We start from the raw sequence: 16963 nt of genomic DNA, 5'->3' as shown, positions 1-16963 counted from the left end.
CTAATCACTTTGATGAAGTACACAGAAGCAGTTTCATGACCGTAAAAGCCCGCAATCGTCTGCTCGCACTGCTTTGGCTCGGCCTTGCCGGTGTAGCCGCTACAGCAATGGCCCTAGCCAGTATCTACCTCTATCTCAAACCGGGGTTGCCCTCAGTGGAGAGCCTCCGCGATATCCGCTTACAGACCCCTCTGAGGGTCTACTCACGGGATATGAAACTGATCGGTGAGTTCGGTGAAAAGCGGCGCAACCCTATCACGATCGAGCAAACGCCAGAACCCTTTATCAAAGCGATTCTCGCCGCTGAGGATGCCAGCTTTTACTCCCACAATGGTGTTTCCATCAAAGGTTTGATGCGGGCCGCCTCGCAGCTGATTAAGACCGGTTCTATCCAGTCTGGTGGTAGTACACTGACAATGCAGGTGGCGCGCAACTTCTTTCTCAGCCGAGAACAGCGTTTTGTGCGCAAGTTCAATGAAATTTTGCTATCGCTGCAAATCGAACAGGAGCTGACCAAGGACGAGATCCTCGCCCTTTACATCAATAAGATCTTCCTTGGAAACCGTGCCTATGGTTTCCAGGCTGCGGCTCAGGTGTATTACGGCAAAGATATCAAGGATCTGAATCTGGCCCAGTGGGCTATGATGGCGGGACTCCCCAAAGCGCCATCAACCTTCAACCCTCTCGCCAACCCCTCCCGAGCCCTAGTACGCCGCAACTGGATCCTGATGCGGATGCTCGACCTTGGCTATATCAACCAGGATCAATATAACCAGTCTATTACTGCGCCAGTAACAGCCAGCTATCACAGCCGCGACCTCGACCTGGATGCACCCTATATTGCCGAGATGGCACGGAAAGAGGCAGTAGACCTCTTTGGCGACAACGCTTATACCGATGGCTACCAGGTCATAACAACGGTAGACAGTCGCCTGCAGGAGTCGGCTCGCAATGCGCTTCAGCACGGTCTGGAAACCTATGATGCGCGCCACGGCTATCGTGGCCCAGAACAGCGTCTTGCACCGGAATTGCTGCAAGATAGCGACCAACTTATCGATTTACTCAACGAGATTCCGATTCTCGGCGGTTTGGAACCCGGCGTTGTCACCGCAGTAGAACCCAAGAAACTTCAGGTTCAACTGAGAGATCGGCGCGTAATTGAATTGCCTTGGAGCAATGGGCTCAGTTCTATCAGGCCCTATATTTCTGAGAGCGCTCGGGGCGCACGCCTTCAGTCCGCTGAAAAAATGTTTGCGCCCGGAGATGTTATTCGGCTGCGCAAGGTCGTTAAGGAAAAGAAAGAGAGCAACTCCAGTAGCGAGATGATCGCCACCGCTGTAGATGAGCCACTTCAGGCCGATCCGTTTGCGGATCCCGAGAGCGGTGATACCAAGCCTGCCGAACCCCAGGTGACTGAAGAGTGGGTTCTAGCCCAGGTCCCGGAAGCACAGGGCGCCCTGGTATCTATTGAGCCCGAAGATGGGGCTATCCGCGCCCTTGTCGGTGGTTACGACTTCCGCCAGAGCCACTTCAATCGGGCCACTCAGGCAGCCCGGCAACCCGGCTCCAGTTTCAAGCCCTTTATTTACGCCTCTGCGATCGAGCGCGGATATACAGCGGCGAGCATTATCAATGATGCCCCGATTATCTTTGAGGAAACCAACCTGCAAGATGTATGGCGGCCTGAGAATGACGGGGGGACCTTCCTCGGCCCAACCCGCCTGCGTATGGCTTTGTACAGGTCCCGCAATATGGTCTCAATCCGGTTGCTACAATCCCTAGGACTGGACTACGCCCTGGGCTTTGTCGAGGGCTTTGGGTTTGAGCGCAGCAAGCTCGCCCGCAACCTGACCATTGCTCTGGGTAGCTCCGCTCTCACGCCCCTGGAGATGGTGCGAGGCTATGCCGCCTTCGCTAATGGTGGCTACCGAGTGGAGCCCTACCTGGTTGACCGGGTATTGGATGTTAATGGCGAAGTCCTGTATCAGGCACTGCCTCTCACTGTGTGCGATAACTGTCCTGAGCCGGGCACAGGCTCTGAAACCCTGTCCGCTGAACCCGTCGATCTCGCGGAATTACAACTGGAAGGACAAGGGGTCGATCAAGGTGAAGAGCCAGCGGAACTACACGTACTGCCCGTTGGCCCCCTCGACCCGAGCAAGAGCCAAGCGCGTCCTCGCGCTCCGCGAGCCATGTCCGCAGAGACGGCATACATAATGGATTCGATGCTTAAAGATGTTATCAAAAAGGGCACCGGGCGCCGCGCTCTGGCGATGAAGCGCGGTGATATTGCCGGAAAGACCGGTACCACCAATGGTCCACGGGATGCGTGGTTCTCGGGTTATAGCCCCTACCTGGCAACCAGTGCCTGGGTTGGCTTCGATTCCTATGGCGAACTGGGTAAAAATGAATACGGTGGCTCGGCCGCCCTGCCTATCTGGATCGATTTTATGAGCAGTGCCCTTGAAGGTCTTCCCGAGCGCCACCTGGCTCAACCAGATGGCATAGTTACGGTACGTATCAACCCTCAAAATGGCTTGCGCACCTCTTACGGGGGCATGTTTGAGATATTCAGGACCAACCGGGTGCCCGGCCGCGAGGTATATAACCCATATCGCAATCGCTACACCGATGAAGATATGGATATGCCCAGCCAGGATGGCCGGGAAGATTCTTTACCGGAAGAGCTGTTCTAAGCGAACAGCCCAATCAAAAAAGGGGCCTCTGGCCCCTTTTTTGTGATACATCAGCAAAACAACTCAGTCACTGCGATAGCGCAGGCAGGCCCGCTCTAATCCCTGCAGATCGGGAATAACCGCCTCCTCACCAGAAAGCGCCACATGCATTAACTCTCCAGGGTTTAGTGGCTGCTCTCGCAGCGCCAACTCCTCAGGGGTAACCCGCACTAGGCGCGGAGTGCCGCGCAAGAGCAATGCAAAATACGGCAGCTCGCCATCGGGATTTCCCGTGCTCAGCACCGCAATACGCCCCTCTTCTGCAACTGCTCCCAAGGCACCACCACGCATCACTTCAAAAGATACCACCGGCAGGCGCTGTTCCCGCCAGATCAGATCTCCCAAATACCACTCGGGTACATCTTGAACTGCCATCGGCGTCTGCATTGCAACAACCTCTGAGAGGCTGTCCACCGGCACCAGCAGCTGCCCCTGCTCAAGGGGCAATAACAGGCTGCTCACTTCCTGGGGGACATCTACCGGCAGCGCTTCAACTTCACTCATTGCCTATCTCTATATTATTCCTGATATTTGCCGTCTCAGCTTCCGACAGCTTCGGCATCCGCGTACTCACGAATAGCCGCCAAAAGTACATCTTCCTGGTAAGGCTTACCCAGGTAGTGGTTAACTCCCAGGGACATAGCGTGATCGCGGTGCTTATTACCGGTACGCGAGGTGATCATTACGATAGGAATATCCCGCAGGCGGCTGCTGGAGCGAATATGGCGCGCAACTTCGAAGCCATCCATGCGCGGCATCTCAATATCCAGCAAGATCAGATCGGGGATCTTATCCTGCAGCTGGATAACCGCATCCTGACCATCCTTTGCAGTGCTAACCAGATAGCCCTCTCGCTCCAGGAAGCGCGTCGTTACCTTGCGCACTGTAACCGAGTCGTCCACAACCATAACGGTCTGCTGGCGCGCCTCCTGCTCGGACTGCACTTCAGGCTCTTCCTGAATTTGAAGCTGTGGCACTTCCGGCCTTGCCAGCTGGGTGGCCTGGCGACGCAGCAGGGCGTGAGCGTCGAGAATCACCACGACGCTACCATCACCAGTTACTGTTGCACCTGATACCCCTTGAACCCCGGAGAACTGCGGGCCGAGGCTTTTCACTACAATCTCGCGACTGCCCTTAATGGCATCCACCTGTAATGCCATAGCGTGCCCTTCAGAGCGCACCAACAAAACGGGCAGTTGCATATCATCGACACTGAGCTTGGGTTGAGCACCAGACTTCAGCAGAGTACCGAAATAGCTAACCTGATAGAGTTCCCCGGCGTATTCGAAACGCGCATCATCTGAGCGATAGTAGTGCTCCAGCTCAAATGGGCTGAGGCGCACAATACCTTCGATGGTATTCAGCGGCAGTGCAAACAGGTCATCGCCAATTCGCACCATCAAAGCGCGGTTAACCGAAACTGTGAACGGCAGACGCACGACAAATTCTGTTCCTGCGCCTGCCTCTGAGTTGATATGGACGCTGCCACCGATCTGCTTAAGCTCGGCGGATACAACGTCCATTCCCACACCCCGGCCAGAGATCTGGGTAACTTTTTCTGCAGTGGTAAAACCGGCCTGCAGAATGAACTGAAGAATCTCATTATTCGAGAGCTCAGCATCCGGCCTCATCAGGCCATTTTCCACCGCCTTTTCACGCACCCGGATCAAATTGACACCGGCACCATCATCGCGGATGGTGAGGACAACTTCACTGCCCTCCCTTTTCAGCGCCACATCGATACGCCCACGCTCAGACTTGCCGGCAGCCAAACGCTCCTCTGGCATTTCAATGCCGTGGTCCACAGCGTTGCGCAGCATATGCTCCAGTGGCGCAACCATACGCTCCAACATGGACCGGTCCAGCTCGCCTTCAACGTTGGAGAATCCCAACTCGACCTGCTTGCCCAGCTCAGCACTTACTTGGCGCACGATGCGACGCAGGCGCGGTACCAGACGGGAGAAAGGTACCATGCGGCTGCGCATCAGACCTTCCTGCAATTCGGTATTTACTCGGGACTGCTGGAGCAACAGGGTCTCTGTATCCCGCGCCTTGTTATTCAGGGTGGAGCGCAGCTCCATCAAGTCAGATGTGGACTCCAGCAGGGAACGGGACAATTGCTGAATAGACGAGTAACGGTCCATTTCCAGCGGATCGAAGTCGCCGTCCTGTTCTGCCAACTGCTCCTGGCGGAACAGGATCTGAGCCTCGGTCTCGCGGTCCAGGCGGCGCAGCTGTTCGTTGAGACGCACCAGCGTCACATCCATCTCGTCCAGGGCGAGACCGAACTCACTCATCTGCTCTTCAAGACGACCACGGGAAATTGCAGTCTCACCGGCGAGGTTTACCAACTCCTCCAGAAGTTCAGCAGCGACACGCACCATCTCCTGGGGCTGGTTCCGGGTCGGTGCCGCTACCTCCTGCTCTGCATTACCGGCCTTGCGGATAAATGGCAAAACGTTATCGCTTTCCTGACCTACAGCGATCTCGGGCAGCTGCGTAGCAACTACATCAGCATCCGGCTGAGTACTCTCGGCCGCAGTGACTTCATCACCTTGTTCCGTATCCGCTACGAGAACAGTTTCTTGAGGTTGTTCGTCTGAAACTTCAGATTCAATCACTGCTTCTGCAGCTGCCGAGTTAGCCGGCTTCTGATCCGCCCAATCGGTGCTGACCAGCTGTACAAAAGCATCAAGCTGTTCACCAGCCATCCAGGCGCGAACTGTCTCTACTCCATCGGCGAGACGATCGTGGATACCATGGGCATTGGCGAAGAAATCTGCGGAGGGCTGATCGTTGTCGCGCATGCCTTCGATCACCGTTTCAAAACGGTGGGCTACTTCACCCAACCCCATTAGGCCAGCCATACGTGCACCACCTTTAAAGGTGTGCAATACACGCTTCAGGGCCTCACCTTGCTCGCGGCCTTCCGGCTGCTCTTCCCAACTCTGGATCAGTTCCTCCAGCTCATCGGTAAGATCTCCCGCCTCCTCCATAAAGACATCGACAACATCCGGGTCAATATCTGCCAACAACTTCTGTAAATCGACTGATTGAGCGGAATCCTGTGATGACACCTCGCTACCCGGTTGCTCGATAGCCAGGTCGCCAGCAGGTTCAACTTCAGGTGCAGAGAAGGGTTCTTCAAATTGAGAAACGTCCTCAACGGCGGCCTCAACTTCTATGGCCTGCAATTGAGGAATTTCCGAATCCTCAGCCTCGCCATCGAGAGATTCCCCGTCGTGCGACACCTGTAATACAGGTGGCTCAATCCACTCATCAGGGGATGCTTCTGAAACCAGAAGCTCGGTTACTTCCGTGGGCTCCGGCGCCTGCTCTTCAGGCTCGGCAATAGCCAGTGCTTCGCTATCGATTCCCAGTTCATCGAGGTCGTAGTCATCTTCTGCTGATGAACTGGTTTCCTCACCCTGAGCCAGGTAGCGAAGCGCCTCTTCCACAGCTTCGCTGACTTCAGGGAGGTCTTGTGCTGCTGCTACTGCATCGATTAAATCGAGCAACTCGTTGTGTCCCTGCTCAAGAGAGGCCCATAGCGCGGGCTCCTGCTCAAGGTCACCCGCAAGGACTTTGCGATAAACATTCAGCAACAGCTCAGCGAGCTCAGCCAGGATCGGCAACTGCGCTCGGCTGGCCGCCTCCTGCAGAACATTGAGCTCATCAGCGACCAATACAACACGACTTTTATCTGCCGGGTCGGCGCGCCACTCCGTCAGCATTTGGTCTGCATCAAGCAGCACCCGCATGCCATCAGCCATCAAGACTTCGAGAAGCTGGGGATCGACCGCGCGAGGTTCATTCGCCTCGCGCTCGCGAATCAAGTGACCTACAGAGCGCTCCTGTAATTCGGCAACGCGAGCAAGGAACTGTTCCGATTTCTCTATTGCGAGAGGCTCTGAAGAGCGAATCTGTTCCAGCACCTCACGCACATAGGTGGCGCTATCATTGATCAGATCAAAAATATCTGCATCGATAGGCACCTGATAAATACGCAGCTCTTTAGCGAAGCGCTCCAGTGGCGCCATAATTTCGGCAACCACTTTGACTTCCGCCATATGTGCGGAGCCTTTAAGTGTGTGGAGTGCCCGGTGCATTGGATCGCTGGGAACACCATACAAAGGCGCGGCAGCCTGCATATCCTGCAAATACTCATCTACGACATTGAGGTGCGTCTCTGCCTCCTGGGCAAAAATTTCCCAGAGTTGAGCCAGGTCTTCTCCGGTGTCCTCAACAACGTCAACTGCCGCGACACCGCCTGCACCTTGGGCTTCCAGATCAGCGGGCATCTCTCCCGCACTCAGCTGCTCAGCCCAAGCTTGTAACTGCAGGGTAAGCTGCTGATCGGGGTCGCTCTGTCCGTGTTTAAACGCCTCAATCATTGAGGGGAACTTCTGATACACCTGCTCAATCAGGTATACATGGGCAGGCCCGGGTTTCACGCTGCCATCGATAACCCGGTTGAGCATATTCTCCACAGACCAGGCCAGTTCACCAATATCCAGGGCCTCGACCATACGGCCCGACCCCTTCAGGGTATGGAAGCCCCGACGAAACTCTACCAGGGCATCCTGATTGGCAAAATTGGCAGCCCACTCCGGGAAGTAGCAACTGATATGCGCAAGAACTTCCCCGGCTTCTTCCAGGAAGATCTCGATAATTTCATCGTCAATCAGGCTCTCAGTGTCATCACCGAGTTCCTCCGTCGTATCCGCGACCTCTGCAACTGCAGCAACCGGCTCAACCTCAGCAGACTCTACCATCGGTGCAGCTTCAATGAAGTCAGCAATCTCAGCAGGCGCTTCCTCAGCCTCAGGAGCCTCTATCCCAGTTTCAACTTCAAGTACCGGAGCAGCTTCAACCTGAGGAGCCCCATCAGAGAACCAAGACTCCTCCGGAACAGACTCTCCATCGATTTCCAGCTCAGACTCCACAACAGAATCTGCTTCATCCATAGGCAGCTGCAAAGTTATGGCAGATGACTCTTCCGCATTTATTTCAGCTTGAGAGTCCAGAGATTCATCAGAAACCGCAGTGGCTTCGTCATCGGGGATTAAATCGTAATCAATAAGATCTGGCAGTTCGGGTTCTGATATCGGGGGCGCTTCCAGACTGGCGTCGGCCTCACTCTCATCGACGATCTTCAGCGAAACGCCCAAAGCCTCTACGCTATCTTCAGCCAGTGCCAAAAGCATTTCTGCATCAGCCAGACCTTCCGCACGGCGCTCCAGGTAGTATTCAACACTGGTAATGGCATCTGCCAGAGTATCCAGCATTGTCCATTCGGGCTGTTCTCCAGCCTCAATCAGGGAGCTGCCAATATAGCGGTTGCAAGCGGAGATGATTTCACCCGCTCGCTGGTAACCCACCATTTCGAGACCACCACAGACTTCCTGTAAGCGCTGTGGCACACGGCTCAGGTAACTGATATCCCAGTGGCTGGCCACATACTCCATGACCGCTTCTTTTACCGCTTCCAGACCGAGTCTGGCCTCGCGTAATACAGAGTCAGTGGCGTCGCCCATAATGGGCTGCTCATCGTCGACTTTTTTATTGCGATCGACGGTGGCGGCAAGCGCTGAATCGAGCTGAACCAATTCCCCGGCGGCACGCATCAAGTACTCTTCAACGTCAGTACCACGGGAGGCATCGCGAAGGTCTTCGTAGACACTGCGAGCGCGAACCCGCTGCGCTTCCAATCCCAAAATACCGAGTGTATCCGCGAGGCGCTTGGCCACAGCGGCCGTATCTGACAGCGAGGGTTGTTCTGTATCGGTTGTACTGGGCTCCAGTGCTTCACGCACCAATTGCAGTTCATCGCGCACTGCAGCAATTGCACTGCCCAGGGCTTCTGGCCCCATCGCCAATACATCTTCAGTATCCGGGCGAGGCGTACCGGGAACCGCCTTATCTAGTGCGAAGCGCTGGTAGAGTTTCTCGCAGTGCGGCCCATTCGGACCGGCGAGGTAGACATAAAAAAGTAGGTTGCGCAGAAAGTCCTGATCCAGGCGCGCGTCCAATACCTTTGCGCCACGCCCCTGCAACAACCTGAATTCAATATCCACCTTGCGCAGTAAATGGCGCAGTGCGGGCTGCACATTAATACGGTGTTCGCCGAGCGCCTCCAAAATACCGAACAGTACTTCCCACAGGGATTGGCGGCAGCTACCACTGTAAAGCAGCTGCATTTTTTCAATAATCTTGGTGAGGTAAGCCAGGCTTTCGCCGCTGTTTACATCCCGGATCAGACCCGCAGCCGCTACGTGATACATCTTGCGCAACTTGGTGACCAGGTCATTTAAGCGGGCGCTATCGGCGACGAGGGGCTGGCGCTTTCCAATCACCGTTGCCAATGAAGACAGTTCTGGCGAGAAAAGCGCTCCTTCACTGATCAATCGCTCGCGGCGCACTGCGCGCAAGTCATTCATCAGGGGAAGTAAGAGAACGGCATTGTCACGACGCTGAAAAGAAACCTTTTCGAGGTAAAGGGGCAACTCCAGCAATGCGCGCATCAAAAATTCGCGCGTCTCGTCGGTATTTTCAACCGCACCAGTGGCGAGGGCCTGGATAAGTTGCTCCATCTCTTCTGCTAACATCGCGGCACCACTTAGCTGTGCCATATGTAAGCTACCGTGCACCTGGTGCACCAGCGACAAGCTGTTTTGCAGAAGAGAGGCACCCGCATCGGGTTCTACAGCGAACGTCTCAAGAAATTGGCGCGCTTGTGCCAAAGTCTCGTTAATTTCACCGATCAGCCAATCCAAGGCCATGAAGTTCGGATTGTCGTGACTCACGCCAAGTCCCCAATAATTTATTCAGTACTCAAGCGCTACAGTTTTCTGCGAGAAAAACTCGCGGATTTATCGGAAGCAATTCCGTGCGCCCCTTTTGCGCCCGGCCAACTTTCATAATGGCCGGGCATTATTGTGTGGGTTAGGCCAGGGCCCGGTCTTCGCGGGACTCCAATGAATGAGTATCTTCACCTTCAATAGTGAAAGTATCTGTATCCATTTCCGGCAACTCCACGTCATACAGCTCGCTGTTGCTTTCAACACTTTCCTCTTGCGGAAGTTTGAAGCCGGCAACGGATTCGCGCAGTGCACTCGCGGTCTGCGCCAGGTTACCAATGGACTGGGCGGTAGCTTGGGTACCCGCAGAAGTCTGCGAGGTAATTTCCTGAATCACGTTCATCGTGTTGGAAATGTGGCCGGCAGACGAAGCCTGCTGACGAGCAGCGTTAGAAATGTTCTGAATCAACGATGCCAGGTTGTTGGATACACTTTCAATTTCTTCCAGTGCAACACCCGCATCCTGGGCCAGACGAGCTCCACGTACCACCTCACTGGTGGTTTGTTCCATGGAGATTACCGCCTCGTTGGTATCGGACTGAATCGCTTTTACCAGACCTTCGATCTGCTTGGTTGCAGCTGCAGAGCGCTCCGCAAGTCGCTGTACCTCATCCGCAACCACCGCGAAGCCTCGACCGGCATCACCGGCCATGCTCGCCTGGATCGCGGCATTCAATGCAAGAATGTTGGTCTGGTCAGCAATGTCGTTAATCAAACTTACGATATCGCCAATTTCCTGGGAGGATTCACCCAGGCGCTTAATTCGCTTGGAAGTATCCTGAATCTGCTCGCGGATGTTATCCATGCCTTTGATGGTGTTCTGTACCACCTTGGCGCCATTACTTGCGATATGTACTGAGCGCTCGGCTACCTGGGCAGATTCAGAGGCGTTCGCAGATACCTGGTCAATGGTGACCGCCATTTCGTTAACCGCGGCGGAAGCTCCGGCAATTTCCTGCGCCTGGTGCTCAGAGGCCTCGGCGAGGTGCAAGGCAGTCTGCTGGGTTTCCTGGGACAAGCCAGATACTTCCTGTGCAGCACCATTAATCCGCGATACCAGCACACGCAGCTGGTCAATAGTAAAGTTAATGGAGTCGGCAATCGCACCAGTAAAGGCTTCGGTTACCGTTGCAGAGGTGGTCAAGTCACCGTCGGCGAGGTCGGCCAGCTCGTCCAGCAGCTGCATAATCGCGTGCTGGTTACGCTCGTTGGTATCTTCCTCTTTTTTCAGGTTTCGGCGGGTACCGGAGAATGCCATCGCCATCATACCGAAGATCAACAAAACGAAGACCAAAGCCAGTGCAGCAATGGTCAAGTTGTTGGGCTGGCGATCATCTGAAAGGTTTACGATTCGGTCATTCAGCGTACTCAATGCTTCGATCAGCTGGGGAGATGACGCGATAATGCCGTCAGAGGCCTGGCGGGTAGCAAACAGGGCCGGAGTTGCTTCGAAGATATCTCGTACGGAGGTGCTTACGAAGCCGAACAGCTCAGTAATTTCATCCAATGAGTGGCGAGCCTCTTCATCGGTAATACGGGAAATCCCCATCACCACATCGCCGCTCTTCATACCGTCAACCACCTTACCGAAAAGACTGGCGTCGGTATTAAACTGGTCAGCGGCGGCTTCGGCATCATCGCCACCTTGGAGCATTTTATCGATATTTCGACCAATACGCTCCGCACGCCAAACCTGTAACTGGGCCTGTTCCACCTGATTTGCCGGAGCATTGTTAGCCAGCAGAATTTCTACAATATTGTTGTGCTCAGCCTGTAGTTCGGGAAGCGAGTCACTCAGCGTAGAAGCGATATCGTTAAGAAATACGATGGTTTCCTGGTTGCCGATGATCGTGTCGACCTGCTCGCGCAAGCTGCGCCAAACCTGATCGTAGGCAGACAGCTGAGCACCCAGGGCGCGGCGACTATTGTCATCCATTCGCTGAAGCTGGTTCCAGGCATTAGCCATTTCTTCGGTAACATTTTCCAGCTCGGTAAAGGCCTCACTATCGCCTGCGGTTGCCGCCGGCGCATAGGAAACTACCTGATAGGAAAGGGCCCGCAACTCGGCGACTTGCTGCAGGTACTCTTTATCCTGCTCGTCTCGAGTCTGTACCAAATAAATACTGACAATAAGCCCCGCCAGCGTGGCGAGTACCAGTAGACCTAATACCAGCGCGGCAGGATTACTGCGCAGCGCGGAAAAGGAACTCTGGGAGCCTGGTTTCATAATTTACTCCTAGCGGGCCATTGCATTAGGCCGGTTTAATACCACTTTAGTTTTAACGCTTTAATGACAAGACCCCTCAGTCAGTGCTGTACATCCCTGCACTAATTGCGGGCCATCCGGTCGACCACCCTCGGCTACCGGAAAGAAAGAACTGGATTAGTCAGCGTAAAGCTGCATCCATAAAACGCGCATCCTTGATCAGTGCCCGCATATCGAGAACGAGCCAACGATGCTGCTGTAAAACAAACTGGCCGTGCACCATTGGCGCAAATGGTTCACTCAAATCTGTCGGTGCCTCACGGGCATACTCAAACGCCAAGTGCTGCATCCCAAACAATTTATCCACGATAAGCCCCACGTAGGTCTTATCCCTCTCGAGCACCAAAACACGACGTTGCTGGCGCGGACCTGAGAGGTAGCCGCCATAAAAAGTTGCGAGATCAATAAGGGGAAGCAGGCGACCACGAACATTAGAGACGCCTTTTACCCAAGGCTGAGCGCCCGGAATAAAAGTGTGCTGTGGCACTTCGAGCAATTCCACAACGTCATCCATGGAGGCGACAAAATGGTTATCCAGAAGAGAGAAACCGATACCGGTCCAGTAGGGTTTGATTTCCCGGCGGCCAGGCAGGCCAGTGGCCTGCGCTTTGGCGCGCCGTGCAATATCAACCAGAGCTAAATAAGGTGTTTGTGACTGCACTTTTCGCAGCTGGCTATTAGGCCAACACCTCCCCGATCGCATCCAGCAATTTGCTCTCATCGACAGGTTTGGTCAGGTAAGCCCTGGCTCCCTGGCGCATACCCCAGACACGGTCTGTATCCTGATCTTTGGTAGTTACCATAATGATCGGAATTTCACCGGTATTGCTGTCTTTGCTCAATTGGCGGGTGGCCTGGAAACCGTTGAGACCCGGCATCACAATATCCATCAGGATCAGATCGGGGCGCTCGGCGCGGGCTACTTCAACTCCGCTTTCACCGTTGGGAGCGGTGATTACTGCGTGGCCATTTTTTTCAAGAATGGTTGTCAGCTTATGTGTTTCTGTAGGAGAGTCATCAACTATTAGTACTCTTGCCATCATTTCCCCCATGACATCTTTTCGGCAACAACTACTGCGCTCGGCGGTTTTTGTTGTGATTATCCTCGCTAGCATGTGCCGAGATGCACTATGACTACCGATAGTGTGGGTACAAAAATCAACCGGTCTGTAACAACCGGAAAATCTGTACTCTAATTAAATTTTGGTACCGAGCTTGTGGGCACAATGCCCACAATGGAGTCCGTTATCTATATTTTCTTTTTCTGTAGGCCACTTATGCGGCATGGTGCGGCTTGGCATGAGCGGAAATAGCACCCAGCAGCTCGCTCTTACTAAAAGGTTTGGTCAGATATTGATCGCAACCAACAACACGCCCTTTTGCCTTATCGAACAAACCGTCCTTACTCGACAACATTACAACAGGGGTGGAGCGGAATTCGCTGTTATTTTTTATTAACGCACATGTTTGATAGCCATCCAGGCGCGGCATCATAATATCGACAAAAATGACATCCGGACGGGAGTCCGCGATTTTTGCTAACGCATCAAAACCGTCTGTCGCGGTGACCACGGTACAGCCCGCCTTTTGCAGCAACGTCTCCGCAGTGCGGCGAATTGTCTTACTGTCGTCGATCACCATGACAGTCAGACTTTCCCAGTTAAGCTCCATAGTCTTTTTTGAATCCCCTGTTTACTTATTTTCGGGCACGCGAAAACTTTAGTTGCGCCCTTTTTTCAAACCGCTTGCGGGGTCCGGGCGCCTAGCCTGGCGAAGGTCGCACGCTGAGACGAACTTTTATCACAGAACCCCAGGCGAATCTAGCTGAGTCGACACACTGCAGGCGACGCAGTTCAAATTATCACCACTTATACATTCATTGGAGGTATTGCGTTAAGAAGGTTGCACCTTCGCAAAGCTGCTCTTACCTTATCTATCCAACAACGCTGGTAGCGGCCACAAATTTGGGAGCAAAACCAGTGATAACTGGGATAGAAATACCCAACGATTTGGAAACCCGTATGAATTATTCCCTCGGTGTGGTGATGGACCCCATCGCCCAGATCAATTTTAAAAAAGATACGACGCTTGCACTGTTACAAGCCGCACAAGATTGTGGTTTCCAGCTGTTTTATTTCGAGCAGAGCCATCTTTACCTGGAGAATGGGCGCGCAACTGGGCGCGGCTGCCCTATGCAGGTTTTTGATGATGAGAATCGTTGGTTTTCTCTGGAAGAGTCCAGAGAAATGCCTCTCGGCGAGCTGGATGTAATCCTGATGCGTGTCGACCCCCCCTTTGATAATGAATATATTTATTCCACTTATATTCTCGAAGCCGCAGAGCGCGAAGGTGCAACGGTAGTCAACAAGCCCCAGGCGCTACGCGACTGCAATGAGAAAATTTTTGCGACAAGTTTCCCCCAGTGCTGCCCACCGGTTCTAGTCAGTCGCGATATGGCCAAGCTGCGGGAATTTCACCGAACTCATCAAGATGTCATTTTTAAACCCCTAGATGGTATGGGCGGTGCGGGCATCTTTCATTGCAAACCGGACGGCGCCAACTTGGGAGCAATTTTGGAAATGCTTACCGAGCACGGCCGCCAGCAGATTATGGCGCAGCGTTACATCCCCGAAATCAAAGACGGTGACAAGCGTATCCTGGTCGTTAACGGTGAAGCGATTCCCTATTGCTTGGCGCGAATTCCGGAAGCGGGCGAGACTCGCGGCAATCTTGCAGCCGGCGGGCGCGGCGAAGCACGCCCCCTGACCGATAGAGATCATTGGATCGTTGAGCAAGTCGCTCCCACTTTGAAGGAAAAAGGTCTGTTATTTGTCGGGCTGGACGTTATTGGTGACTACCTAACAGAAATTAACGTTACCAGTCCCACTTGTGTACGGGAAATTGATGCCGCTTACAATACGGACATAGGCGCGCGACTAATGAGCGGCATCACACACCTGCTGGCACAAAAAAGGTAAACTGGGCGTTTGATAACTCTCAGGGCGGTTTACCACTGAGAACAAGGCTGTGTGAAACGCACGCCCGAATAAGTAGTAGTTGATAATAGATAATGAATTCCTCTGCCAACGCGACACAGTTTCATGCAATGCAGCGTGAACGCTTTGTGTTCTCATTATTTCTAGCCGCCGCGTTACATGCGCTAATTGTTTTCGGAGTGGCTTTTGCTGCTCCGAAAGGTGCACAGGCGCCACCGACACTTGAAGTCACACTTTCTTTGCAAAATTCCGCTCAGGCCCCAGAGGATGCTGACTACTTGGCACAGCACAACCAATTAGCCAGTGGTACCGCAGACTCTCGGAAAGAGTTATCCACTAAGCGCCGTGCCGAGTTTGCCGATACGCAAATTCATCGCGTGACGCCTTTGCCACAACAACAATCTGCGCGGCCAGCAGAACAACGCCGCCTGTTAATTACCACAGTTGGTGAGAGCCCGATTCAGGCTCCTGAACTTTCGGCAGAAGATAAGTTATCCGAGGAAAAGCGCGGCGACGCACCCAATGACCTGCCATTGAGCAACCCTAAAATAGCTAGCCTAGAGGCGCGTCTCGATAAAATTCGCCAAACTATTGCCGAGCGCCCCCGAGTACGCAGATTGACATCTGTAGCTACCAGAGCCTCAGCCGATGCCGCTTATTTACATGAATGGCGCCAGAAGATAGAAGCTGTTGGCAGTGATAACTTTCCCGAAGAGGCCTTGGAAAAACAAATTAGTGGCGAGTTACGCATGATGGTGCGGTTGCTTCCCACCGGAGCCGTCGAGAAGGTTGTTATTCTTCAATCCTCCGGGGAGCGCATTCTCGATGATGCGGCCCAACAAATTGTGCGTCTGGCTGCTCCCTTCGCTCCCTTCCCAGTAGAGATCAAAAACGAGGTTGATCGACTGGAAATTATCCGTACCTGGCAATTCGAAAGAACCGGGGGGCTTACTACTTCTGCGGGGGATCTGCCCAACCGAGGCTAAAATGGGCTTTCAACTGGCGGTTTATTACTGATCTATGCCTAATTCGAATATCGATAGCGACCTGACTCACGGAAACCTGCGCGGCCAGTTCCTTCTGGCTATGCCCGGTATGGAGGACCCGCGCTTCAAACACGCTATCGCACTGATTGTTGAGCACAATAGCGACGGTGCCATGGGCATAGTGATCAATATGCCCAGTAAAGTGCACTGGCACGAGGTATTCGAGCAGCTATCTCTGGAGGATCTCAGCTTGCGCGGTGACGAACCAGTTCTACTGGGCGGTCCCATGTCACCAGAGCAGGGATTTGTACTGCACGGCACCGGCATGCACTTCGACTCTACCACCGAAATCAATTCAGATATCAGCCTGACTGCCTCCAAGGACATCCTCGAATCCCTCGCCGCAGGGCGCGGCCCTGACGATGTACTACTCGCCCTCGGCTACGCAGGCTGGGGGCCCGGTCAGTTGGAGCAGGAGCTGACAGAAAACGCCTGGCTGACACTGCCAGCAGAGCCCGAAACCCTATTCGCCACACCGGTCGAAAAACGCTGGCAAAGCGCCGCCGCCCGCCACGGCATCGATCTTTCCGGCCTCGGCTCCCAAGCTGGCCACGCCTAACAGAAAAATTACTGACCCCTATGAATCAACCCGTCACAGCGCTAGCTTTTGACTTTGGAACCCGCTCTATTGGCGTAGCTTACGGCCAGAGCCTTACCGGTGGAGCACGGGAACTGGCCCCACTGCCCGCCAAAGATGGCAAGCCCAATTGGGACTCCGTCGAAGGTCTGATCAAAGAGTGGCAGCCCCACCTTTTACTAGTTGGCCTCCCCCTCAATATGGATGGCAGTGAAAGTGAATTTGGCGTGCGTGCTCGAAAATTCAGCCAGCGCCTGCACGGTCGCTATGGCCTACCGGTAGAGCTGATCGACGAGCGTTTAAGCACCCGAGCCGCCAAGGAAGAGGCCAACGAACGCGGGCATCGTGGCAACTACGCACAAGACCCAGTGGACTCAATAGCCGCACGGATAATTCTCGAAGACTGGCTGCGCACCAGGGGCTAGCCCCCCGGCTACAGAGAACCTCACGGCATTGCGACTCTGTTAGAATGGCCGCTTCAAC

General features: G+C 54.0%; 11 protein-coding genes. 5 read left to right on the top strand and 6 right to left on the bottom strand.

Annotation, left to right across the window (positions count from 1 at the left end; all coding sequences use genetic code 11):
- Positions 1-35: 35 nt before the first annotated feature.
- Positions 36-2696, top strand: coding sequence for a penicillin-binding protein 1A (locus ACJJI4_RS21875; RefSeq protein WP_444926457.1), 2661 nt, complete (start codon positions 36-38; stop codon positions 2694-2696).
- 63 nt (positions 2697-2759) lie between these two features.
- On the opposite strand, the gene ACJJI4_RS21870 is transcribed toward ACJJI4_RS21875, so the two are convergent.
- From ACJJI4_RS21870 to pilG, 6 genes are all read right to left on the bottom strand, one after another.
- Positions 2760-3239 carry a chemotaxis protein CheW gene (locus ACJJI4_RS21870; protein WP_413664076.1) on the bottom strand — a complete coding sequence of 160 codons (480 nt, stop codon included), beginning with the start codon at positions 3237-3239 and terminating at the stop codon, positions 2760-2762.
- A gap of 35 nt (positions 3240-3274) precedes the next feature.
- Positions 3275-9517 carry a hybrid sensor histidine kinase/response regulator gene (locus ACJJI4_RS21865; RefSeq protein WP_444928258.1) on the bottom strand — a complete coding sequence of 2081 codons (6243 nt, stop codon included), beginning with the start codon at positions 9515-9517 and terminating at the stop codon, positions 3275-3277.
- A gap of 163 nt (positions 9518-9680) precedes the next feature.
- The gene (locus ACJJI4_RS21860; RefSeq protein WP_444914978.1) at positions 9681-11822 is read right to left on the bottom strand and encodes a methyl-accepting chemotaxis protein; all 2142 of its coding nucleotides are present in this window, start codon (positions 11820-11822) and stop codon (positions 9681-9683) included.
- A 160-nt stretch (positions 11823-11982) separates the two neighbouring features.
- Positions 11983-12522 carry a chemotaxis protein CheW gene (locus ACJJI4_RS21855; protein ID WP_444926456.1) on the bottom strand — a complete coding sequence of 180 codons (540 nt, stop codon included), beginning with the start codon at positions 12520-12522 and terminating at the stop codon, positions 11983-11985.
- A 16-nt stretch (positions 12523-12538) separates the two neighbouring features.
- The gene (gene pilH, locus ACJJI4_RS21850) at positions 12539-12901 is read right to left on the bottom strand and encodes a twitching motility response regulator PilH (RefSeq protein WP_108731421.1); all 363 of its coding nucleotides are present in this window, start codon (positions 12899-12901) and stop codon (positions 12539-12541) included.
- Between the two features lie 235 nt (positions 12902-13136).
- The gene (gene pilG, locus ACJJI4_RS21845) at positions 13137-13532 is read right to left on the bottom strand and encodes a twitching motility response regulator PilG (RefSeq protein WP_020413651.1); all 396 of its coding nucleotides are present in this window, start codon (positions 13530-13532) and stop codon (positions 13137-13139) included.
- A gap of 350 nt (positions 13533-13882) precedes the next feature.
- Here pilG and gshB point away from each other — a divergent pair, with 350 nt between their 5' ends.
- From gshB to ruvX, 4 genes are all read left to right on the top strand, one after another.
- A complete protein-coding gene (gene gshB / locus ACJJI4_RS21840) occupies positions 13883-14839 on the top strand; it encodes a glutathione synthase (protein ID WP_444926455.1) in 957 nt (318 codons plus the stop codon).
- Positions 14840-14931: 92 nt separating this feature from the next.
- On the top strand, positions 14932-15843 hold the full coding sequence (locus ACJJI4_RS21835; RefSeq protein ID WP_444914979.1) for an energy transducer TonB: 912 nt from the start codon (positions 14932-14934) through the stop codon (positions 15841-15843).
- Positions 15844-15877: 34 nt separating this feature from the next.
- Positions 15878-16462 carry a YqgE/AlgH family protein gene (locus ACJJI4_RS21830; RefSeq protein WP_282930307.1) on the top strand — a complete coding sequence of 195 codons (585 nt, stop codon included), beginning with the start codon at positions 15878-15880 and terminating at the stop codon, positions 16460-16462.
- Between the two features lie 20 nt (positions 16463-16482).
- Positions 16483-16905 (top strand): Holliday junction resolvase RuvX, encoded by a 423-nt coding sequence (gene ruvX, locus ACJJI4_RS21825; RefSeq protein ID WP_444926454.1) that lies wholly within the window; start codon positions 16483-16485, stop codon positions 16903-16905.
- Positions 16906-16963: the final 58 nt, after the last annotated feature.

Source organism: Microbulbifer maximicatervae (SeqCode), assembly GCF_052467305.1.
This window is presented reverse-complemented; position numbering and strand designations above follow the sequence as displayed.